This window comes from Curvibacter sp. Hmag1.1 (assembly GCF_059769165.1).
In genome coordinates, this window is record NZ_JBMBGX010000002.1 from 1,368,986 (window position 1) to 1,389,106 (window position 20,121).

General features: G+C 61.6%; 17 protein-coding genes and 1 tRNA gene. 10 read left to right on the forward strand and 8 right to left on the reverse strand.

Annotated features, from left to right (window positions below; genetic code table 11):
• Positions 1-4: 4 nt before the first annotated feature.
• The 4 genes from ACOAP0_RS06980 to ACOAP0_RS06995 are packed head-to-tail and all read left to right on the forward strand — an operon-like array spanning position 5 to position 3,299.
• Positions 5-1,465: an ammonium transporter gene (locus tag ACOAP0_RS06980; protein ID WP_498375034.1), complete on the forward strand. Its 1,461-nt coding sequence runs from the start codon at positions 5-7 to the stop codon at positions 1,463-1,465.
• A gap of 33 nt (positions 1,466-1,498) precedes the next feature.
• Positions 1,499-1,852, forward strand: coding sequence for a hypothetical protein (locus ACOAP0_RS06985; RefSeq protein WP_087495264.1), 354 nt, complete (start codon positions 1,499-1,501; stop codon positions 1,850-1,852).
• 47 nt (positions 1,853-1,899) lie between these two features.
• A complete protein-coding gene (locus tag ACOAP0_RS06990) occupies positions 1,900-2,307 on the forward strand; it encodes a hypothetical protein (protein WP_498375033.1) in 408 nt (135 codons plus the stop codon).
• The gene (locus ACOAP0_RS06995; RefSeq protein WP_498375032.1) at positions 2,304-3,299 is read left to right on the forward strand and encodes a CapA family protein; all 996 of its coding nucleotides are present in this window, start codon (positions 2,304-2,306) and stop codon (positions 3,297-3,299) included. Before ACOAP0_RS06990 ends, ACOAP0_RS06995 begins: the two co-directional genes overlap by 4 nt.
• Here ACOAP0_RS06995 and ACOAP0_RS07000 read toward each other — a convergent pair whose 3' ends face one another.
• The 3 genes from ACOAP0_RS07000 to ACOAP0_RS07010 all read right to left on the reverse strand — a co-directional run bounded on the left by ACOAP0_RS07000 (position 3,300) and on the right by ACOAP0_RS07010 (position 6,907).
• Positions 3,300-4,136, reverse strand: coding sequence for a creatininase family protein (locus tag ACOAP0_RS07000; RefSeq protein WP_498375031.1), 837 nt, complete (start codon positions 4,134-4,136; stop codon positions 3,300-3,302).
• 42 nt (positions 4,137-4,178) lie between these two features.
• On the reverse strand, positions 4,179-6,149 hold the full coding sequence (locus ACOAP0_RS07005) for an ATP-binding protein (RefSeq protein WP_498375030.1): 1,971 nt from the start codon (positions 6,147-6,149) through the stop codon (positions 4,179-4,181).
• A gap of 119 nt (positions 6,150-6,268) precedes the next feature.
• Entirely contained in the window at positions 6,269-6,907 is a 639-nt protein-coding gene (locus ACOAP0_RS07010) for a hypothetical protein (RefSeq protein WP_498375029.1), read from the reverse strand.
• A 164-nt stretch (positions 6,908-7,071) separates the two neighbouring features.
• On the opposite strand from ACOAP0_RS07010, the gene ACOAP0_RS07015 reads away from it, so the two are divergent.
• From ACOAP0_RS07015 to priA, 4 genes are all read left to right on the forward strand, one after another.
• Positions 7,072-9,339 (forward strand): protein-disulfide reductase DsbD family protein, encoded by a 2,268-nt coding sequence (locus tag ACOAP0_RS07015; RefSeq protein WP_498375028.1) that lies wholly within the window; start codon positions 7,072-7,074, stop codon positions 9,337-9,339.
• Positions 9,340-9,430: 91 nt separating this feature from the next.
• Entirely contained in the window at positions 9,431-9,847 is a 417-nt protein-coding gene (locus ACOAP0_RS07020) for a CoA-binding protein (protein WP_498375027.1), read from the forward strand.
• Positions 9,848-9,950: 103 nt separating this feature from the next.
• Positions 9,951-11,108, forward strand: coding sequence for a uroporphyrinogen decarboxylase (gene hemE / locus ACOAP0_RS07025; RefSeq protein WP_498376081.1), 1,158 nt, complete (start codon positions 9,951-9,953; stop codon positions 11,106-11,108).
• Positions 11,109-11,481: 373 nt separating this feature from the next.
• Entirely contained in the window at positions 11,482-13,620 is a 2,139-nt protein-coding gene (priA, locus tag ACOAP0_RS07030) for a replication restart helicase PriA (protein WP_498375026.1), read from the forward strand.
• Between the two features lie 62 nt (positions 13,621-13,682).
• On the opposite strand, the gene ACOAP0_RS07035 is transcribed toward priA, so the two are convergent.
• Positions 13,683-14,024: a hypothetical protein gene (locus ACOAP0_RS07035; protein ID WP_498375025.1), complete on the reverse strand. Its 342-nt coding sequence runs from the start codon at positions 14,022-14,024 to the stop codon at positions 13,683-13,685.
• 132 nt (positions 14,025-14,156) lie between these two features.
• Positions 14,157-15,137: an AEC family transporter gene (locus tag ACOAP0_RS07040; protein ID WP_481874701.1), complete on the reverse strand. Its 981-nt coding sequence runs from the start codon at positions 15,135-15,137 to the stop codon at positions 14,157-14,159.
• 246 nt (positions 15,138-15,383) lie between these two features.
• Here ACOAP0_RS07040 and ACOAP0_RS07045 point away from each other — a divergent pair, with 246 nt between their 5' ends.
• Entirely contained in the window at positions 15,384-17,513 is a 2,130-nt protein-coding gene (locus ACOAP0_RS07045; protein WP_498375023.1) for an ATP-dependent helicase, read from the forward strand.
• Positions 17,510-18,529, forward strand: coding sequence for a phospholipase A (locus ACOAP0_RS07050; protein ID WP_498375022.1), 1,020 nt, complete (start codon positions 17,510-17,512; stop codon positions 18,527-18,529). Before ACOAP0_RS07045 ends, ACOAP0_RS07050 begins: the two co-directional genes overlap by 4 nt.
• A 6-nt stretch (positions 18,530-18,535) precedes the next feature.
• Here ACOAP0_RS07050 and ACOAP0_RS07055 read toward each other — a convergent pair whose 3' ends face one another.
• From ACOAP0_RS07055 to ACOAP0_RS07065, 3 genes are all read right to left on the reverse strand, one after another.
• Positions 18,536-19,123 (reverse strand): hypothetical protein, encoded by a 588-nt coding sequence (locus tag ACOAP0_RS07055; protein ID WP_498375021.1) that lies wholly within the window; start codon positions 19,121-19,123, stop codon positions 18,536-18,538.
• 201 nt (positions 19,124-19,324) lie between these two features.
• Positions 19,325-19,400, reverse strand: a tRNA-Phe gene (locus tag ACOAP0_RS07060).
• A gap of 25 nt (positions 19,401-19,425) precedes the next feature.
• Positions 19,426-20,097 carry a response regulator gene (locus ACOAP0_RS07065; protein WP_498375020.1) on the reverse strand — a complete coding sequence of 224 codons (672 nt, stop codon included), beginning with the start codon at positions 20,095-20,097 and terminating at the stop codon, positions 19,426-19,428.
• Positions 20,098-20,121 lie beyond the last annotated feature (24 nt).

The following is a 20,121-nucleotide window of genomic DNA, read 5'->3' on the forward strand; positions in this document are numbered from 1 at the left end:
CACAATGCACCAAAAAGGTATGCCCTTCCTTGCACTGTTGGCGGGCATCGTCGCTTTAAGCTGGTCGTTAAGCACGCAAGCCCAAACCGCGGCTTCCGGCACCGTGACCGAAGCAGCGCCCGCGGCCACCCTTGCCGCCTCTGACCCCACTCCAACTGCCGTTGCACCCGCACCAGCTGCCCCTGTAGCGGCGGCTGAAGCTCCTGCGCCTGCACCGGCTCCTACCAAACCTTTCATGGCCAAGCAGGACACCATCAACGCGGCTGATACCGCCTGGATGATGACCAGCACTGCGCTGGTGTTGCTGATGACCTTGCCCGGCATCGCCTTGTTTTATGCCGGGATGGTGCGCAAGAAAAGCGTGATCAACACCATGGCCAGCGTGGTGGCGATTGCCGGCTTGCTCAGCCTGCTGTGGTTTGCGGTGGGTTATTCGCTGGCCTTCACGCCCGGCACGGCTTGGCTGGGCGGCACGGACCGCATGTGGTTCAGCGGGCTCAACTACCTGAAAGAAGCCGGTTTGGTCGCCGTAAGCCACGTGGCGCCGAATGTGCCCGAGTCGGTATATGCCATGTTTCAGCTTACCTTTTTCATCATTACCGGGGCGCTGATTGTGGGTGCGCTGGTGGAGCGCATGCGCTTCTCGGCCATGCTGTGGTTCATCGGCATGTGGTCGGTAGTGGTGTACGCCCCGATCGCCCACTGGGTGTGGGAGCCCAGCGGTTGGCTGGTGCAAATGGGCGTGTTGGACTTTGCAGGCGGCGCGGTGGTGCACATCAATGCCGGCGTATCGGGGCTGGTGTGTGCCTACATGCTGGGCGCGCGCAAGGGCTATGGCAAAGAGCCGTTTGAACCCTTCAACCTCGGCCTCACCATGGCGGGCGCAGGCTTGCTGTGGGTGGGCTGGTTCGGTTTCAACGCAGGTTCTGCCGTGGCAGCAGATGGCCGCGCCGGTCTGGCGATGGCGGTTACACACATTGCCGCCGCAGCCGGTGCCATGAGCTGGATGTTGGGTGAGTGGGTGGTGCGCGGGCGGCCTTCCTTGCTGGGCCTGTGCTCCGGCCTCGTGGCAGGCCTGGTAGCCATTACGCCTGCAGCCGGTTTTGTGACACCGCAGGCGGCCCTGGTCTTTGGTCTGGTGGCAGGTCTGGCCTGCTATTGGGGCGCTACGGGCTTGAAACGCATGCTCAATGCCGATGATTCGCTGGACGTGTTCGGCGTGCATGGCATAGGCGGCATCGTCGGCTCACTGATGACCGGCTTCTTTGCAAGCAAGAGCATTTCGGGCGTGACCGGAAGTGTCGCCATGCAAGCGCTTGGCGCATTGGTAGTAATTGTGTACAGCGGGGTGATGAGCGCAGCCTTGCTGTGGGTGACCAAGCTGATCGTCGGCCTGCGCGTGGACGACAACTCGGAACTGGTGGGTCTGGATGTGTCCCAGCACCGGGAGCACATTGCCGGCTAAAGATCGACTTAGGGGGAGACCCAGGAGGAATCCATGTTGAACAGCGAAAAACTGGCGATTGCCGCCCATTTGCACGTGTTGCTGCGCCGTAAGACCGGCCGGGTCACCGACACGGAGTGGATGGCCGCCAACACCGAATACGCAGCCGAAATCATCCGCTTCGCCCGCGCTGCCGCCAAAGACGACGGGCATGCAGACTTGGGTGAGTGGGCTGCCAAACTGGAGCTGGCCATGGAGCCCCACACACCACCCCGTGCCACCAGCCGCGAAAAGCTGTTTGGCGTATTGGGCGGAAATTCGCGTCCAGCACCCTTGCCCGGTGCATCCGACTCTCTGATGGGCGCCAGCGAAAGCGAAGCGCACCGCTACATACGCGGCATCCGTTGAGGAAAACCCCCGCCTGTGCCGGCCCGCACGGCCGTCACAATCGGCGCATGGTTCGTCTTAGCTCTTCCGTTTTCTTGTTTGCTGCGCTCTGGTGCAGCGCCTCTCTCAGCCATGCGGGCCCCACACTCCATTGCGAGATGACTTATGCCGGCGCCACCCAGACGCACAATGTCACGCCGGTGGATGACCCGTACCCGGTGCCTTCAGTCGATGTCGGGGGGCGCTTCCGCTTCAAGGCAGTGATGGTGGGGCGCGGTGCCCAGCCGGACTACATCAAGACCTACGCGTATCTCGAAACACGGACGCAGCCAGTGCTGGTTCAACAAGCCAGCTACTACCCGCCCTTCACCCCAAGTCCCAAGGGCCAACGCCTGACCGGTAAGCAGTTTGTATATGCCGGGCCTGTGGAGCGTGAGCTGCAATACGAATGTGTGCTGCACGGAGTAAAGCAATGAAGCGCCACATCCAACAAGCGCTGAGCGGTGTGCTGATAGCTTTTGCGATGGCCACCGGTGCCTCTACGGCTCTCGCACAATCCGCACCCGTCACACTGGTGTTCGCCGGCGACATCGTGCTGGACGATGTGGCGGGCGACATGATTACGCGCGGCGAAGATCCTTTCGCCGCATTCGGCAACTACTTCCGAAAGGCTGACATCCGCATCGGCAATCTGGAGTGCGTGGTAGCCACCACCGGCTCAGCAGGCGACAAAAACTACACCTTCCGTGCCCACCCGCGCACTCTGCCTGTGCTCAAGCGCCACTTCGACGCGTTGGCGCTGGCCAACAACCATTCGGGCGACTACGGGCGTGAGGCCTTTGCAGAGATGCTTACCCTGCTGCCCGCCGCCGGATTGCAGTACTTCGGGGGTGGCCACAACCTGAAAGAGGCGCACGCGCCTTTGATCATCGAACGCAACGGATTGCGCATTGCCCTGCTGGGCTACAACGAATTCATGCCGCGCAGCTTTGAAGCCGACTTTGATGCGCCCGGCAGCGCCTGGAGCGAAGACGAGCAGGTGGTGGCCGACATCCGCGCCGCGCGCAGCGTGCACCGCGCCGACCTCGTGATACCGGTGATGCACTGGGGATGGGAAAACGAACTGGTGGCCAACAGCCGCCAGCGACAACTGGCGCGCCTGATGGTGGAAGCCGGAGCAGATGCGGTGATCGGCGGCCACCCGCATGTGACGCAGGACATTGAGCACCACCAGGGCAAGCCCATCGTTTACAGCGTGGGCAACTTCGTGATGAAGGAGACCGACAACGACAACCAGCGCCGCGCTTGGATACTGCGGCTGCGGCTGGACAAGCAGGGTGTGCAGGCGTTTGACACGCGTGCCGTGCAGATCGACATGCAGGGCATTCCGACACCGGACATGGCACGCGCCACACCGTGCTGGAATCGCGGCCAGACCACGCCGGGCCTGTGCATACCTGCCGACTGACTAGCTGCGCTGCTTCAGGGTGTCGCCGGGCAAGGCGCGGATCTCGCCCAGCAAGCGGGCCAAGGCCAGACCTGCTGCGGCGAGCACCGCATGACCTTTGTCGGGGGTGGCGGCAGCCGCGTTACCAACGGCACCGGCCGGGTTGTAGTCCTGCATCTGCCAACCCAGCTTGGCGCTTTTGCCATTGCCCAAAATGGGGAAGGCTTTGGCGCGGTCTTCTGACGTGGAGGCAAAGTTGTCCGCCTCGTCCATGTCCACCAAATCAGGTCGCAAGGCCAGCATCATGGACGTTTCAATATCGCCAGCGTGGATGCCGAAGCGGTGTTCGTGTGCGCTGAACAGGGCGTTCACGTCGCTGCCGTCGGCTGCCATCAAGGGCAGGCCGAACCAGTTCACGCTGTACACCAGCATGCCCAAACGGGCACGCAGGTCGCGCGCCACCACATCCATCAAACCCACCTGTCCGCCATGGCTGTTGAAAAGCACGAGGCGCTTCACACCACTAGCGGCCACGCATTCGCCGATCTCGGTCCACAGACGAATGACCGTCTCAGCTTTCAAAGTGAGCGTGCCGGAAAACTGCGCATGCTCCGGGCTGAAGCCCACTGCCTGGGTCGGCAAAAACAAGGCGGGAACGTCAGGCCCGATGTGGGGCAGTGCATGCGCAATGACACCATCCACCAGTGCACTGTCCACCTGCAAGGGCAAGTGCGGGCCGTGTTGCTCGGTCGCTGCCACGGGCAGCACGGCAATCAGTCGGCCCAGCGTGCCTGCGGAGCGGGCTTGGTCGAATTGCGGGCTGGTCCAGTCAGCCCAGAAGCGGGAAGGTGTCTGCATGACTGCATCTTACCGAGGCCGGCAGGCAGCCGGCGATTCTCATCAGACGGTATCGGATGAGATCACCGGGGCTTTGAGCGGCAGGCTCATGCTAAAGGTCGCACCCTCACCCGGACTGCTCGCCACATGGATGGTGCCGCCCAGCGTTTTGGTGACCAGGTTGTAAACGATATTCAGGCCCAAACCACTGCCGCCTTGGCCCAACTTGGTGGTGAAGAAAGGATCGAACACCCGCGCCAGGTGGGCTTGGGCAATGCCGCATCCGTCATCAGTGACCAGCAGTTGAATACGGTCTGTACCTTCCACCACCGCCCGGATGCTGACCGTTCCATGCGGCGTCCCGTCGAAGGCATGGAGCAGCGCGTTATTGATGAGATTGGTGAGAACCTGCCCCAGAGGGCCCGGGAAGCTGTCCATCACGATGTCCGCCGGAATGTCGCTCACCACCGCATGCGCCGACTTGCGAATGCTGGGCCCCAACGTGAGCAGAATTTCCGTCACAGTGCTTTGCAAGTCAAAGGTACGGCGGTTCAGGCTGGTCTGATCGACGGCCACCTGCTTGAAACTGGAAACCAGCTCTGCCGCGTGTTGCAGACCCCGCATCAGAATGCCGGCGCCCTGCTGCGTGTTTGTCACAAACTCGTCCAAGCGGCTGCGGGTCAGCCCCTTGCTCATGCCGTCCGCAAAACTGGCAGCGTGGTCCTGCAAGGTGCTCGCGACAGTCAGGCTGTTCCCGATGGGCGTGTTCAGCTCATGGGCGATGCCTGCCACCAAGGAGCCGAGCGCCGACATCTTTTCAGTGCGCACCAGTTCTGACTGAGCCGCACGCAATTGGCCCATGGCATCGGTCAGCTCGCGGGTGCGTTCCTGCACACGGTGTTCCAACGTGGCGTTGAGCTGGAGAATGTTTTCTTCGTAGCGGTGTTTTTCGGTGATGTCATCAAACGCCATGATGAGCACTCGCTCGCCGCCCAGCGCCACCATGCGGCCGGAAATGTCGCAATAAATCTCCGCGCCGTGGGCGCCTCTGCGCATCCAGGCCTTGAAGTTCGAGATCTCGCCCGTTCGCTCCACAATCTCCAGGCAACGGCTTCGCTCGGCAGGGTCTACCCAGATCCCCATGCGCAAACCGTTGGTCCCCATGGCGACCCCGCGCTCCATGCCGAATACCCGCGACCATGCGGAGTTGACATCGATGGTGCGAACGTCCCCTTCCACCAAAGAGACCGACATGGCGATCGGTGAGGCATCAAAAATCGCCGCAAACTTGGTCTGACTTACGCGCAAAGCTTCTTCGGTGCGGGCCCGTTCTTCCAGCTCGCGCTGCAAGGCTTCTGTTTTTTGCTCACGCTCGGTCAGTAAAGCGCCAAGGTCCAGGCGCATGGTGTCCAGGGCGTTGGACAACTGGCCCATCTCGTCCTTCTTCTCGCTGGCCATGGATTCGTTCAGCTCGCCGCGTGCGAGGCGCGAGGCGCCTTCGCGCAGGCGCAGAATAGGCAACACAATGCGGCTGTTGAATAGCGGCCAAATGAAGGCGAATGCCAACGCCACCTGCAGCGCCAGTGCGCCCGCAAACCGCATCAGCTCCGAACGTGCTTCGCGCTCAATCCGCTGGGACGACATCACCACCGACAAACTACCGACCCGGGCGCCGTTGTAGGTGATGTCGCGTTTCTCGGACAGGAAGCGGGCGGAGTCGTCGGTGGCCTCGCCCCGCTGCACAAATGTTTCACCGAATTCATCGGTGACCGAGACATTCACCACGTCCGGGTTGCGCATCACCGCTTCGACCAACTCGATGGCCACACCGCGGTCCAGATTCCACACCGCCACAGCCATGCCGCGCGAGAGCACGTCGGCGTACTGGTTGAGCGGCGCCTCCACGCGCAGGGCACGCTCGGTACGCAGTTTACTGGTGACCTGAAAGCCTGCGAAGAACAAAGCCGGCAGCAAGATGCCCGCAGCCACGCCCACCATCAGGGTTTGCCGGAGAGACAGGCTGGGAATCTTCACGCTGAACGGGCCTTTCGGGTGCAGGGGTGAGGGGCATGCAAGCAGGACCGGCGCAGTATCGCGGGCTCGTGGGTGCGGGTCAAGCAGGCCGGAGACCTCCCTGCTTGCCCTAGTGCCCTTTAAAACGCGTAACTTACGCCGATGCCGAAGACCGGCATGACCTTCAGCTTGTTGATAGCGTCCTGCACCTTGACGTTTTGGGCGTCGATATCAGCCTGTGTTACGCCAGCGCCTGTTGCGGTCAGGGTTGACTTGGGATTCTGGAACATTACGCCAAGATCGTAGTTGAAGCCGAACCCCTTAGCCGCCTTGGGGCGGGTGGAGTAACCGATGCCCACGTAGGGCGCAACGGAATCGCTCATCTTGATTTTTGCATCCACTGTGGCAGTCTTGCCGTTCACGTCACCGGTTCCCGAAATGTTGATCTTGTTGTTGTTGAAGACAAGCCCACCCGACAGGCGGAAACCGCCATCTCCGGGATACCAGTCACCCACCAATTGCACAGAGCTCCAGTTGATATCGATAGTCAATTTGGAAGTGCTGCCGAAATCCCCAACATCACCGCTAAAGCTTTGCTTGGGCAGGGCATTGATCTGGCCGCGTACCGCCCAGTCATCGCTGACCGAAGCGGCATAACCAATACCGATGCCATTTGTACCAAGCTGGGTATAAACCGTTCCTGTATCACCGGCATGGGCCATCAGCGGTGCGGCGCATGCCAGCGCCAAGACGCAGATCGATTTGATTTGTTGTTGCATCACGTTCTCTCCTGAAGTTGGGTTGGGCGGGCACCGGCAGGCACCCTGCACTGGTTATACCCCACAATATTGAGGGGCTTCTGACGAAGCGGCAACGTGCTAAGTGTTGTCGTTTGTGCCCCACTTGCAGGAACTTCTGGCCGCGCGCGGTCTCCGACAACCCGATGAATGCTTTCTCCCACTCTCTAAGCTTGACTGCACTGCTGCGCAGCTTGAACGCTCTGCTTTTAATAGCTGCCTGCGCACTACCGACGGGCGCTAGTGCCCAATTAACTTCATCAAAAAGCTCGCTAGTAGCGCCTGCCACTGGCTCGGTGGCAGCGTCGCAAGTCAAGACGGACCAGGTCGTGGCTGAGCTGGTGGTGCATGCACCGGACGGAGTCACGCCCGGCAAAACGCTGTGGCTGGGCTTGTTATTGCAGCACCAGCCCCACTGGCACACCTACTGGAAGAACCCGGGTGACTCCGGCCTGCCCACGCAGCTGCAGTGGACGCTGCCTGCCGGCCTGACGGCGGGTGACATCGCCTGGCCGGCCCCCCGGAAAATTGCCATCGGCACCCTGGCCAACCTGGGCTACGAGGGCGAAGTTCTGCTGCCCGTACCGGTCAAGGTGGACAGCAACTTCCGCCCCGCAGGTCTGACGCAAACCGCCGAGATTCAGCTCCAAGCGAGTTGGCTGGTCTGCCGCGAAGAGTGCATCCCGCAGGAAGGCAGCTTCCGTATCAGCGTTCCGGTGCGGGGCTCCATGGCGCTGCATGCCGCGCAGTTTGCTGCGGCCCAGGCGGCTGCACCGGTCGCATTCCAAGGCAAAGTCGAAGCGCTTGCGGACGCCCGCGGGCTGCTGTTGCGGGTGAACAAGCTGCCCGCCGGTTGGGTAGGCAAAGCGATTCAGGCCCTGCCGGAAACACCCGAGCTGCTGGACACCCCAGCCCTGCCCGCGACCACCGACACCCTGACCAGCGGCAGCCTGCAAGCAGGCCAACAAGGCTGGGACGGAGCCACCTGGCAGGCGCTGGTGCCGTACTCAGCGCAGCGCAGCACCTCCCCCGGCCAACTCGCGTGGGTGTTCAGCATAGGCAAGGAAAGCCTGCGCAGCGAGGCCCCTGTCACCGGTACCTGGCCCGTCGTTGCCGAGTTCGCCAAAGTGCCCCCCGCCCTGCAGGCTGCGTTGGACACCAACGCCCGCGCCGCCGGCGTGCCGCCCGCCCCCGCAGGTGGCATGGTCTGGATGGTGCTGGCGGCTTTGCTGGGCGGCCTGATCTTGAACCTGATGCCCTGCGTCTTCCCGGTGCTGGCCCTCAAAGTGCTGGGCTTTGCCGCTCAGGGCACCCAGTCGCGCGCCCAGCAGCGGGCGCAGGGCTTGGCGTACACCGCCGGTGTAGTGCTTTCCTTTATGGCGCTGGGCGGATTGTTGCTGGCGTTGCGGGCGGGTGGCGAGCAGCTGGGCTGGGGCTTCCAGCTGCAGTCGCCCGCCGTCATCACCGGCCTGGCGGTGTTGTTTACCTTGCTGGCGCTGAACCTGGCGGGCTGGCTGCACATCGGTAACCTGCTGCCCGCGGGATTGGCCGGCATGCAACTGCGCCACCCGGTGGCGGAGGCATTTTTGTCCGGGGTGTTGGCCGTGGCCATTGCCTCACCCTGCACAGCGCCGTTCATGGGCGCGTCGCTGGGCTATGCGATTACGCTGCCGGGCTTGCAGTCCCTGGTGCTGTTTGCAGCCTTGGGCTTGGGTCTAGCGCTGCCTTACCTGCTGGCAAGCTGGTTACCTGCGATAGGCCGCTGGCTGCCGCGACCCGGCGCGTGGATGGAAACGCTCAAGCACTTTCTGGCCTTCCCCATGGCGGCGACCGTGGTCTGGCTGGTGTGGGTGCTGGGCCATTTGAGCGGGGTGGATGGCGCAGCCAGCCTGCTGCTCTTGCTGCTGTCCCTGGGCTTGCTGGCGTGGGCACTGCGTCAAAGCGGTCGAGCGAAAACCTTTTTTACTATTATTTCCATAGCTGCTTGCGCACTATCCATGAGCGCTACATGGCAATTTGGCTTGAAACCTGATGCCACTATGGCCGTGCCAGCCAACGGGTCTGCGGCGCAAACGGGCGCATGGCAAGCTTGGTCGGAGCCGGCAGTGCAAGCAGCCCTCCAAGACCGCAAGCCCGTGTTTGTGGACTTCACTGCCGCTTGGTGCATCACCTGCCAGGTCAACAAAAAAACGACCCTATCCAATGCTGAAGTCGAGGCCGCTTTTGCGGCCAAGCAGGTGCGCTTGCTGCGCGCTGACTGGACACGGCGCGACCCCGCCATCACCCAAGCCTTACAAGCCCTGGGGCGCAGCGGAGTGCCGGTGTACGTGCTCTACGCGCCGGGCAAACCGCCGGTAGTGCTGACGGAAATCCTCACGCCCGGTGAAGTGCTGGCGGCCGTGGCGCAGCTCTAGGCCAGCAGAAGTCTGTACCAACCCTGCAGCCTCTTCACGCTTTAGCCCTCCATTGCCGGCCCTTTTCACCTCATCCCCATTGCCCACCGCCATGCCTGCATCTGAAGCCCAGACCATTGCCGACTTGGTCAGCCACCCGCGTACCGTGGCGGTGGTCGGCCTTTCACCCAAAGCCCACCGCGAAAGCTTCAAAGTCTCGCAGTACATGCAGCGCCAAGGTTGGCGCATCGTGCCCATCAACCCCAACGCCATTGAGATTCTGGGCGAGAGGGTGTACGCCAGCCTCACTGAAGCTGCTGCCGCAGAGAAGATCGATCTGGTGAACGTGTTCCGCAACAGCGAGGACGTGCCGCCGGTGGTGGAGGAAGCTCTGGCCATCGGTGCGCCCGCCATATGGCTGCAGCTGGGCATCCGCAACGACTCTGCAATCGCCAAGGCGAAGGCGGCCGGACTGCAATGTGTGCAAGACAAATGTCTGCTGGTGGAGCACGCCCGCGCCCATCGATAAGACCGCCCGGTCCCGCTGCGGGTCATCGCGTCTTGACTTGAGGCAAGACAAAGGCTGAGGTGGATTGAACTGCGACAATCCGGATATGACCCACACCTCTGCCATGTCCACCGCCACATCCCCAGCCTTCCCGGCCCAGGCCACCACCTTTGACAGCCTGCACAACCCTACTTTTTTGCAAGCCTGCATGCGTCAGGCCACCGCGCACACGCCGCTGTGGCTGATGCGCCAGGCCGGCCGCTACCTGCCGGAATATGTGGCAACGCGTGCCAAGGCCGGCAGCTTCATGGGCCTGGCCACCAACACTGAGTACGCCACCGAAGTCACCCTGCAGCCGTTGGAACGTTACCCGCTGGATGCGGCCATTCTGTTCAGCGACATCCTGACCGTGCCGGACGCCATGGGCCTGGGCCTGTCGTTTGCCCAGGGCGAAGGCCCGCGTTTTGCCAGCCCCATCAAGACTGAGGCTGACGTGGCGAAGCTCGAAGTGCCCGACATGGCCAAGCTGCAATATGTGTTTGATGCGGTCAGCAGCATTCGCAAGGCCCTCACGGTGGACGGCAAAGGCCGTGTGCCCCTGATCGGCTTCTCCGGCAGCCCCTGGACGCTGGCCTGTTACATGGTGGAAGGCAAAGGCAGCGACGACTACCGCCTGGTCAAGACCATGATGTACAGCCGCCCGGACCTGATGCACCGCATGCTGGCCATCAACGCCGACTCGGTTGCGGCCTACCTGAATGCCCAGATCGACGCCGGCGCCCAGGCGGTCATGGTGTTTGACAGCTGGGGCGGCGTGCTGGCCGATGGCGCGTTCCAGGAATTCAGCCTGGCCTACACCGCACGCGTGCTGAAGCAGCTCAAGCGCTTTGGTACCGACGGCAAGGTGGTGCCACGCATTGTGTTCACCAAAGGTGGTGGCTTGTGGTTGCAAGACATGCAGGCGCTGGACTGCGAAGTGCTGGGTCTGGACTGGACGGTGAACCTCGCCAAAGCCCGTGCTTTGGTGGGAGGCATTGAGAACGGCCCCGGCAAGGCATTGCAGGGCAACATCGACCCCAACGTTTTGTTCGCGCCACCGGCTGCTATCGAAACGGAAGTGGCCAAGGTTCTTGACAGCTTTGGCAAGCCCTTTCAGGGCAGTGGCACCGGCCCCACCCACATCTTCAATCTGGGTCACGGCATCAGCCAGTACACCCCGCCGGACCATGTGGCGGCACTGGTGGCAGCGGTGCACAGTCACTCCAAAAAGCTGCGTGCCTGATCGGCATACCACGTTTTTTGCGCGAAAACAAAGTTTCCAACACTTAGTTATGCACAAAAATGGGGGTGCGGGGTTAACCCTATCCCCCATTCGAGGGAGCAGCGCTACAAAAGAAATAGCGGTCGTAAGTAATTGATTTATAAGGATTCTGTGTTTTGCTTTTTTTCTGGGCAGCGCAAGGAAACCCTTGATTTACAAGGCTTTGGAGCCCGCAAAACGCACATATCAACAAAGTTATCCACAGAAAACCTGAATCGCGTGTAAAGCACTTGTAAATCAAGCACTTAGCCCACATTCCGCAAGTTCACCTCAACAAGACGCCCCAAGTGACATTCCGCATCACGAGACGTCCGATGTCCGTCGGACCCCGCCCATGAGCCATTGGCTGCCCGTTCTGGTGCACACGCCGGCGCATGCGGCGCTAGGCCCGGTACTCACCTACCGCAGCGAGCAGCTGTTGCCCGCAGGCACGCTGGTAAGGGTGCCCCTGGGCAAGCGCGAGACCCTGGGGGTGGTGTGGGATGCGGCCACTGCAGAAGCCACCGGCGAGTTCGACCCCGCCAAGGTGCGTGATATTGCGGGTGTTCTGGAGGGCATACCGCCCTTGAGCCGCGCCTGGCAGCAGTTGCTGGGCTTTACGGCGGCCTACTACCAGCGCTCGGCCGGCGAAGTGGCGCTGGCCGCCCTGCCCCCGCAGCTGCGCGAGTTGAACCCCGAGCAGATGGCGCGCCGCCTCAAACGCAAAAAAGTGGACGCGGGCGCCGGCGGCGCGGTATTGGCCGCACCGGCCCTTACCCCCGAGCAAGCCACCGCGATTGCGCAGATCGACAGCCATAGCGGCCCCTTCTTGCTCTTCGGCGCCACCGGTAGCGGCAAAACCGAGGTGTACCTGCACTGCGTGCACAAGCTGCTGGCATCCGACCCGGATGCCCAAGCCCTGGTCATGGTGCCGGAGATCAACCTCACCCCCCAGCTGGAAGAGCGCTTCAAAGCACGCTTTGCACCGCTCTACGGCGAACAGGCCGTGGTCAGCCTGCACAGCGGCATGACCAACCCGCAGCGACTTAAAAGCTGGCTCAGTGCGCATGGCGGGGCTGCCCGCATCGTGCTGGGTACGCGCATGGCGGTGTTTGCCAGCCTGCCCAAGCTGCGGCTTATCGTCGTGGACGAAGAGCACGACCCCAGCTACAAGAGCGGCGAAGGCGCACGCTACTCGGCGCGCGACCTCGCGGTGTACCGGGGCAAGTTGGAGGGCGCCAAGGTCATCCTCGGTTCGGCCACGCCTTCGCTGGAAAGCTGGCACCACAGCCGGCCGGCCGAGGAAGGCGGGCGCTACCTGCGCCTGCACATGCCCAGCCGGGTGGGTGAATCGTCCAAATTACCACTGGTGCGGCGCGTAAACATGAACCACCAGCCCCGACGTGCCATCTTCTCCACCCCGCTGATTGCTGCCATCACCGAACGGGTGGCACGTGGCGAGCAAGTCATGGTGTTTTTGAACCGGCGCGGCTACGCCCCGGTGCTGACCTGCGAAGACTGCGGCTGGAAGAGTGAATGCCCACACTGCAGCGCATTCCGCGTGTTCCACAAAATCGACCGCACCCTGCGCTGCCACCACTGCGGCTTTACCGAGCGGGTGCCGCGCGCCTGCCCGGACTGCGGCAATGTGGACATCGCCCCCTTTGGGCGCGGCACCGAGCAGCTGGAAGAACACCTGGCCGAGCTGCTGGTGGATGTGCGACGCCACGGCTCCGTCACACCCGAGAACCCCAACGGCGAGCATGTGCGTATTGCACGCATCGACGCCGACAGCACCAAACTCAAAGGCCAGCTCGAAGAGCAGCTGGTTGCCGTGCATGCGGGCGACGTAGATGTGCTGGTGGGCACGCAGATGATTGCCAAGGGCCACGACTTCCGCCGCATCACGCTTGTCGCAGCAGTAAACCCGGACGGGGCCTTGTTCAGCAGCGACTTCCGGGCGCCCGAGCGCCTGTTCAGCCTGCTGATGCAGGCCGCAGGCCGCGCCGGGCGCGATGCGTCACTGGGCGCCCAAAGCGAGGTGTGGCTGCAAACCTTCCAGCCCGAGCACGGCCTGTACGCCGCCCTCAAAAAGCACGACTACCCCGCCTTCGCTGCTCAGCAACTCAAAGAACGCGAGCAAGCCAACATGCCGCCCTTCAGCGCCCAGGCGCTGGTGCGCGCCGAGGCCAAAACGCAAGAGGCTGCACAAGCTTTTTTGAACGCCGCCCGCACTTTCGCCCAAACCGAGATGGCCGCGTGGGACGGCTGGGCCGGGGCGCTGGAGCAAGTCTTCCTCTACCCCGCCGTGCCCATGGCCATCCAGCGGGTGGCCAATATCGAGCGGGCCCAGATGCTCATCGAGTGCCCCTCACGCACGACGCTGCAGCAGTTCCTGACCGCCTGGCAAAGCGTGCTCCACGCCACCCGCAGCCAGCCCGAGTGCAAGGGCCTGATCCGCTGGGCGATAGATGTGGACCCGTTGGCGATTTGAGTCAAAAAGCGGGCTTGGCGCACATCAAACATGCGCAAGTCGCTACAAAATGAATATCAGAGTCAGTGCCTGTCGGTGCTAGGTCCGTAAGGCAAAGCCTGGTCGTTACGGACCTCATGGGCCTGCACATCCACCACATCGGCAGCAGAAGCTCTGTGGCCAAAACCGCCTACTCCCGAGGGACCGGCAGCACCAAAACCACCGCGCTTGAACTGCAGCCTAGCCTGATTGAAACGCTGGAAGGTGGTCACAAACGCCGGCTTGCGGCCGGTGAGTAGGGCTTTGAGCAGCACCCAAACCAAGCTGAGCAACGCCACGAAGATCAGACTCAGCGCAAACACCGCCGCGGCGGCGATGAGCACTAGCTTGAGAGCGAAGCGGAAAATGGCGGAAACAAGGTTCATCAAAGTGTCCATAGCAGTATTGTGCGACGCAGTCCAAAGCCACCAGCAAATCCAAGGGCGCCTGCATTTCCAAACCAAATTTGCCGGTAGCGCACACGGAATATGCGCCAGCAGCTCCTAAAATAATAGCAACTAGATTCCAACCATCAGGGCTACGGCTCCCGAGAAGGTGAAGAATGCGGCAGCGGTGGAGACCAGAATGATGCGGGCGATGCGCCCGTTGTCCGCACCAAAGCGCTCGGCCAACAGCGACACATTGCTGGCACTCGGCAGGGCGGCCAGCAACACCAGCACGGTGAGTGCAAATTTATCGATGTGCACGCCGAGGCTCACCGCCGACACCCCGACCAGCAGCACCAGCAAGGGGTGCAAAAACAGCTTGATCAGCGCGACCGGCACATATTCCTGCCAATGCACTTCGTGCGTTTTGTCGTCCTTGGCCAGCATTTGCGAGCGGGCCAGCACCGCGCCTATGGTGAACAGCGCCACGGGCGAAGCCGCATCTGCCAGCAAGCCCACGGTGGATGCCACCGGCTTGGGCAGCTCGAGCTGCAGGGCAGAGAACACCGCGCCCAGAAGGATGGACCATGGCATGGGGTTGGCCGCGACACCTTTGAGCGCATTTTTCGCCGCCTGGGTGGCCGAGATACCACCTTGAGCCGGGTCCCCGCCCAAACGCGACAACGCGATGCAAAGCGAAGAGGTAATCACCATGTCAACCAGAATCGTGACGATGGCCGGCCCCGCCGCTTTTGCGCCCAGCAAGGCCACCAACAAAGGCACGCCCATGAACCCGGTGTTCGGAAATGCGCCCACCAGCGCGCCAAAGGCCGCGTCATTCCAGCCGATGCGACCATGCAGCGTCACCGCCACCACGAAGGCCACCATGACCAGCGCACACAGCAAGTAGGTCAGTGCGAGGCTGACATCCAGCAACTCTCCGATGGGCGTACTCGCGCCGAAGCGGTAGAGCATGCAAGGCAGCGCGAAAAAAAGCACAAACCCATTCAAACCGGGAATGGCCGCCAACGGCAACATGCCGCGCCGGGCAGCCAGATAACCGCAAAGCACCAGAGCAAAGAACGGGAAGGTGACGATCAGGATTTGCAGCATGGTCGCAATTGTCGGGGAAAGCGCGGGATGCATTCTTGGTTGACTTGGTGCGCACCTCACACCCCGAACTCCGGGGAGGGGGTGCATTGCACAGTGAGGTCAAGGAGGAGCCCGCCGGAGCGGGCGGGGGACACGAACGGCGCAGTGCACACCCTCCGCGGAGTGGGCACGAACCGGCAATGCAGTCGCAAACCAGCAACCCGTTAAGATTGCCCGCTCCCCGCACGTCAGGTCCCCCACCCCCCTATGTCTGCCCCCCAAGCCAACCACGGCATGAACCCCGCCCAACAAGAGGCGGTGAACTACCTGCACGGGCCTTGTCTGGTGCTGGCCGGTGCGGGCTCGGGCAAAACACGGGTGATCACGCACAAAATCGCCCGCCTTATCCAGATGGGGATGCCCGCCAACCGGATCGCGGCAATCACGTTTACCAACAAGGCAGCGGCGGAAATGCGCGAGCGGGCCAAACACCTGATCGGCAAAGCCGCCAAGGACGTGGTGGTCTGCACCTTCCACGCCCTGGGGGTACGCATGCTGCGCGAAGACGGCGCGGTGCTCGGGCTCAAGCCGCAGTTCAGCATTCTGGATAGCGACGATGTGACCAGCATCATCAAAGACGCTGGCGGCACGATTGACGCAGCCACGGCGCGGCAGTGGCAATGGACCATCAGCGCCTGGAAGGGTGCCGGCCTCAACAGCGACCAAGCGCTGGCCGCTGCAGCCGGTGACAACGAGCGCATCATCGCCACCGCCATGGCCCGCTACGAAGAGCGCTTGGTGGCCTACCAGAGTGTGGACTTTGACGACCTGATCAGCCTGCCCCTTAAGCTGCTGCGCGACTACCCGCAAGTGCGCGAGCGCTGGCAAGCCCTGCTGGGCCATGTGCTGGTGGACGAATACCAGGACACGAATGCCACCCAATACGAGGTGCTGAAGTACCTGGTCGGTGAGAAGGCCCGCTTTACCGCCGTGGGGGACGATGACCAGTCCATCTACGGCTGGCGCGGCGCCACGCTGGACAACCTCAAAAAACTGCCGGTCGACTTTCCCACCCTCAAGGTCATCAAACTGGAGCAGAACTACCGCTCCACCAGCGCCATCCTGCGGGCCGCGAACAATGTGATCGGCCCCAACCCCAAGCTATTTCCCAAAACCCTGTTCAGTGAGCTGGGCGAAGGCGAGCCGGTGCGCATTGTGGATGCGGACAACGAAGAGCATGAGGCCGAGCGCGCAGTGGCCCGCATTCAGAGCCTGCGCGGGAACGGTGTGCCAGACGCACAAGGCAAGCAGTACAAGGAGTTCCGCGACTTTGCGGTGCTGTACCGTGCCAACCATCAGGCCAAGCCGTTCGAAAAAGCACTGCGCAAGGCGGGTATCCCCTACAAGGTGTCCGGGGGGCAGAGCTTTTTTGACCGGGCCGAGATCCGCGACTTGTGCGCCTGGTTCCGGCTGTGGAGCAACAACGACGATGACCCGGCCTTTCTGCGCGCGGTGACCACACCCAAACGGGGCATAGGCCACACCACACTGGGGACCTTGGGCACATTTGCCACCCAGTACAAGCTGAGCCTGTTTGAGTCGCTGTTTTCGTCTTCACTGGCCAGTGTGCTGAGCGCCAAGGCACTGGGCAGCCTGCATGAGTTCGGCCGCTACATCAACGACCTGGAGTTTCGCGCGCGCCACACGGAGGGCGCTGAAGCGGCCATGGCATTCATCATGGACTGGCTCAAAGAGATAGGCTACGAAAAGCACCTCTATGACGGCGAAGACAGCGAGGGCGTGGCTTCTGCCAAATGGAGCAACGTGATGGAGTTTTGCGAGTGGATGGCGCAGCGCTGCGGCGGGCAGATTGACGATGCCGCTGGCGTGACCAACACGCGCGAGGTTAAAAACCTGCTGGAAGTGTCACAAACCATCGCCCTGCTCTCCACCATCAGCGAGCGGGAGAAGGACCAGAACGTGGTGACCCTCTCCACGCTCCACGCCTCCAAGGGCCTGGAGTGGCCCCACGTGATGTTGGTGGGCGTGACCGAGGGCATGCTGCCCTTCAAGCTCGGGGACGGTGCAGACCCGCTGGGTGGCTCCACCCTGGAGCATGAGTCAGCGAACGACGACATTGCCGCGCGCCTGCAGGAGGAGCGCCGCCTGATGTACGTGGGCATCACCCGCGCCCAGCGCAGCCTGGCCGTGAGCTGGACCCGCCGCCGCAAAAAAGGGCGCGAGATGGTGGCAGCCCTGCCGAGCCGCTTCATTGCGGAGATGGGCCTCGATCAATCCACCGCCAAAGAAGATCCCCGCGAGAAACTGCGGGCACTTCGCGCAGAATTTGCCGCTAAAGCCCTCGTTACCGCGGCCAATGCCGCTGCCAAGCCATGAGAAACGCCCCTCAATTTGCTCTCTTTTTGGTAGCTGCTTGCGCATTATTGACGGGCGCCAAGGCCCAAAATGGTACTGAAGCAATTGCCAGCAACTATCCCATTGCCGAAACCAGCCCTGCGGTGAATACCCCCGTACCGGTAGAGGTGGTGAGCTGCAAAAATCCGGCGGCCACACCGCTCTCCCGTTTTTGGGAACTGGAGCCCGCCAGTGATTGCGGCACATTCGGCTTGCGCGGTTACCGGCCCATCAGCCTGGCCGTGATCGCCTCTGACAGCGTCAACACCGCCCCGACATCGCCCTCTGCGGACCACACCGGAAGCTTCCAGCCATACACCACCAGTGAGACGCGGATCAACATGTCGGTGCGCACCAAGGTTGCACAGGGCCTGCTGACGGGCGGAGATCCGAACCGGCTGGATTCGTTGTGGTTTGCGTATAGCCAACAGTCGTACTGGCAATTGTTCAACGCCGATTTGTCCCGCCCTTTCCGGGCCACCGACCACGAACCCGAGCTCATCTACATATTCCCGGTGGAGTCGGCACTCCCGTCGGGCTGGCGCTTTCGATACGGCGGCATTGGAATCAACCACCAGAGCAACGGACAGAGCCTGCCACTTTCCAGAAGTTGGAACCGTATCATTGGTCGCGCTGGGCTGGAGCTCGGGAACAAAGTTTCCATTACCGGTGCCTTGTGGCAGCGGATTCCAGAAGACAGCTCCAGCGACGACAACCCCGATATCGTGGACCGGGTCGGTCGCGCGGAACTGTCCACCGTTTGGAATGTGGACCCGCTGAATTCGCTGGCTTTCACGGTACGCCATTCGTTGCAAACCGGTGATAGCGGCTCAGTACGCATGGCTTGGTTCCGCAAGGTTGGTAGCGCAGTGGACAACGCCAACCGCAGCAGCCTGCGGCTGCATACCGAGCTATTCAGCGGTTATGGGGACTCTTTGATGGACTACAACCGCAAGCGTACAGTGTTCAGCGTGGGACTGACCCTGCTGGACTGGTAGAACGCGTTAGCGGTGACCGTCGAAAGTCGAGTGGAACGAGTCTGAAAAACCGTTCTGCTTTTGGGGCTCGGCGGGGCCGAACATCTGGTCGTGCAAGTCAGTGAGTATCAACATGGCTTGCGCCGCTTCAGCATTGAAGCCCACACGCGCGTGACCCATGCCATCTCCACCATTCATGATCAGCTTGTTGATGTACAGGCTGCACTCTTTGTAGCCCCACAAGGTGCGGATGGTCGTGGCTATGCGGTGGTGAAACAATTCCACAATTTCCAAAGCATCAGCTGCCCGTTGAGCCGGAGACTTTTCTTCCAGACCCATCGGTTGGGTAGCGATTTCATCAAAATCCGGGAAGGCTTCAGCCGACTTCAATTCGGTGCGACTGCGCGGCACAGGTTTGGCGCTTACGCTCAATGGCGCAGCGCTGGTGATCGGTGCCATACCGCTGTACCGGGAATCCTGCTCTGCAAGCGCACTGTCCCACAAGCTCCAGGAAGTCTCCGGATCATCTTCCACAACTTCCAGGCCACGCGAATCCGTGGCATCCAATCGCTTGGACGCTTCCGAACTGCCTTTACCCAGAAATCTACCGAACATGGAAACCCTTCATACGACTTGTGATTCACTGCTTGCACCGAAACCGCTTCCCTGCGGGAGACTCTCTTTACTCAAACTGTAACAAGAGGTTAATCCTTCACGCGTCACGTAGCAAGAGGCCGGAAGTACTAATCAGAATCTTTAAGCGTGCACAGACAACAAAAAAGCGGCATTCCCGTGAGGAAATGCCGCTTTTGCATTTGGTGGCCTGGGGCGGAATCGAACCACCGACACAAGGATTTTCAATCCTCTGCTCTACCGACTGAGCTACCGGGCCTGAGCCTTGAATTATAGCATCAAATTCAGACGTTATTTCGTTTGCCGCGAGATAGATCAACGCCAAGCTGTTTGAGTTTGCGATAAAGATGGGTCCGCTCCAAACCTGTCTTCTCCGCAACACGCGTCATCGAACCGTTTTCCTTGGCAAGGTGGTATTCGAAATACGCTTTCTCAAACTCATCCCGCGCTTCACGCAGAGGCTTATCGAGACCGAAATCCTGATGAGCCTGTGGTCCGGTTTCTGCCGGCTCGGGCAACGTGGCCGTTACCAGTGTTACCGACTCGGCCTGCATGGCGCTATTTTGCATGGTTGGTGCAGGCTTGCGCACGGCCCCACGAGCCAAACCTTGCTCCACAGCTTTCAAGAGTTTTTGAAGGGTGACAGGCTTTTCAAGAAATGCTAACGCACCGATCTTGGTCGCTTCCACAGCAGTATCAATCGTGGCATGCCCGCTCATCATGATCACAGGCATCGTCAAGGCGCCGGTAGAGGACCACTCTTTGAGCAGAGTGACACCGTCGGTATCCGGCATCCAAATGTCGAGAAGCACCAGGTCCGGCCTCTCGCGCAGTCTGGCAGCACGCGCCTGCGCAGCGTTTTCCGCCAGCTCTACTGTGTGTCCTTCATCATTGAGGATTTCCGACAGTAGTTCACGGATTCCGTGCTCATCGTCCACTACCAATATATTCGCCATATCGCTTGCGCTATCCCTTATATA

Bases quoted from the DNA above. Each gene is read 5' to 3' on its own strand.
- ACOAP0_RS07015 (WP_498375028.1), top strand. From the start codon at position 7,072: ATGAATGCTTTCTCCCACTCTCTAAGCTTGACTGCACTGCTGCGCAGC.
- priA (WP_498375026.1), top strand. From the start codon at position 11,482: ATGAGCCATTGGCTGCCCGTTCTGGTGCACACGCCGGCGCATGCGGCG.
- ACOAP0_RS06985 (WP_087495264.1), top strand. From the start codon at position 1,499: ATGTTGAACAGCGAAAAACTGGCGATTGCCGCCCATTTGCACGTGTTG.
- ACOAP0_RS07035 (WP_498375025.1), bottom strand. From the start codon at position 14,024: ATGAACCTTGTTTCCGCCATTTTCCGCTTCGCTCTCAAGCTAGTGCTC.
- ACOAP0_RS07065 (WP_498375020.1), bottom strand. From the start codon at position 20,097: ATGGCGAATATATTGGTAGTGGACGATGAGCACGGAATCCGTGAACTA.
- ACOAP0_RS07055 (WP_498375021.1), bottom strand. From the start codon at position 19,123: ATGTTCGGTAGATTTCTGGGTAAAGGCAGTTCGGAAGCGTCCAAGCGA.
- ACOAP0_RS07045 (WP_498375023.1), top strand. From the start codon at position 15,384: ATGTCTGCCCCCCAAGCCAACCACGGCATGAACCCCGCCCAACAAGAG.
- ACOAP0_RS07040 (WP_481874701.1), bottom strand. From the start codon at position 15,137: ATGCTGCAAATCCTGATCGTCACCTTCCCGTTCTTTGCTCTGGTGCTT.
- ACOAP0_RS07010 (WP_498375029.1), bottom strand. From the start codon at position 6,907: ATGCAACAACAAATCAAATCGATCTGCGTCTTGGCGCTGGCATGCGCC.
- ACOAP0_RS06980 (WP_498375034.1), top strand. From the start codon at position 5: ATGCACCAAAAAGGTATGCCCTTCCTTGCACTGTTGGCGGGCATCGTC.
- ACOAP0_RS06995 (WP_498375032.1), top strand. From the start codon at position 2,304: ATGAAGCGCCACATCCAACAAGCGCTGAGCGGTGTGCTGATAGCTTTT.
- ACOAP0_RS07020 (WP_498375027.1), top strand. From the start codon at position 9,431: ATGCCTGCATCTGAAGCCCAGACCATTGCCGACTTGGTCAGCCACCCG.
- ACOAP0_RS06990 (WP_498375033.1), top strand. From the start codon at position 1,900: ATGGTTCGTCTTAGCTCTTCCGTTTTCTTGTTTGCTGCGCTCTGGTGC.
- ACOAP0_RS07000 (WP_498375031.1), bottom strand. From the start codon at position 4,136: ATGCAGACACCTTCCCGCTTCTGGGCTGACTGGACCAGCCCGCAATTC.
- hemE (WP_498376081.1), top strand. From the start codon at position 9,951: ATGTCCACCGCCACATCCCCAGCCTTCCCGGCCCAGGCCACCACCTTT.
- ACOAP0_RS07050 (WP_498375022.1), top strand. From the start codon at position 17,510: ATGAGAAACGCCCCTCAATTTGCTCTCTTTTTGGTAGCTGCTTGCGCA.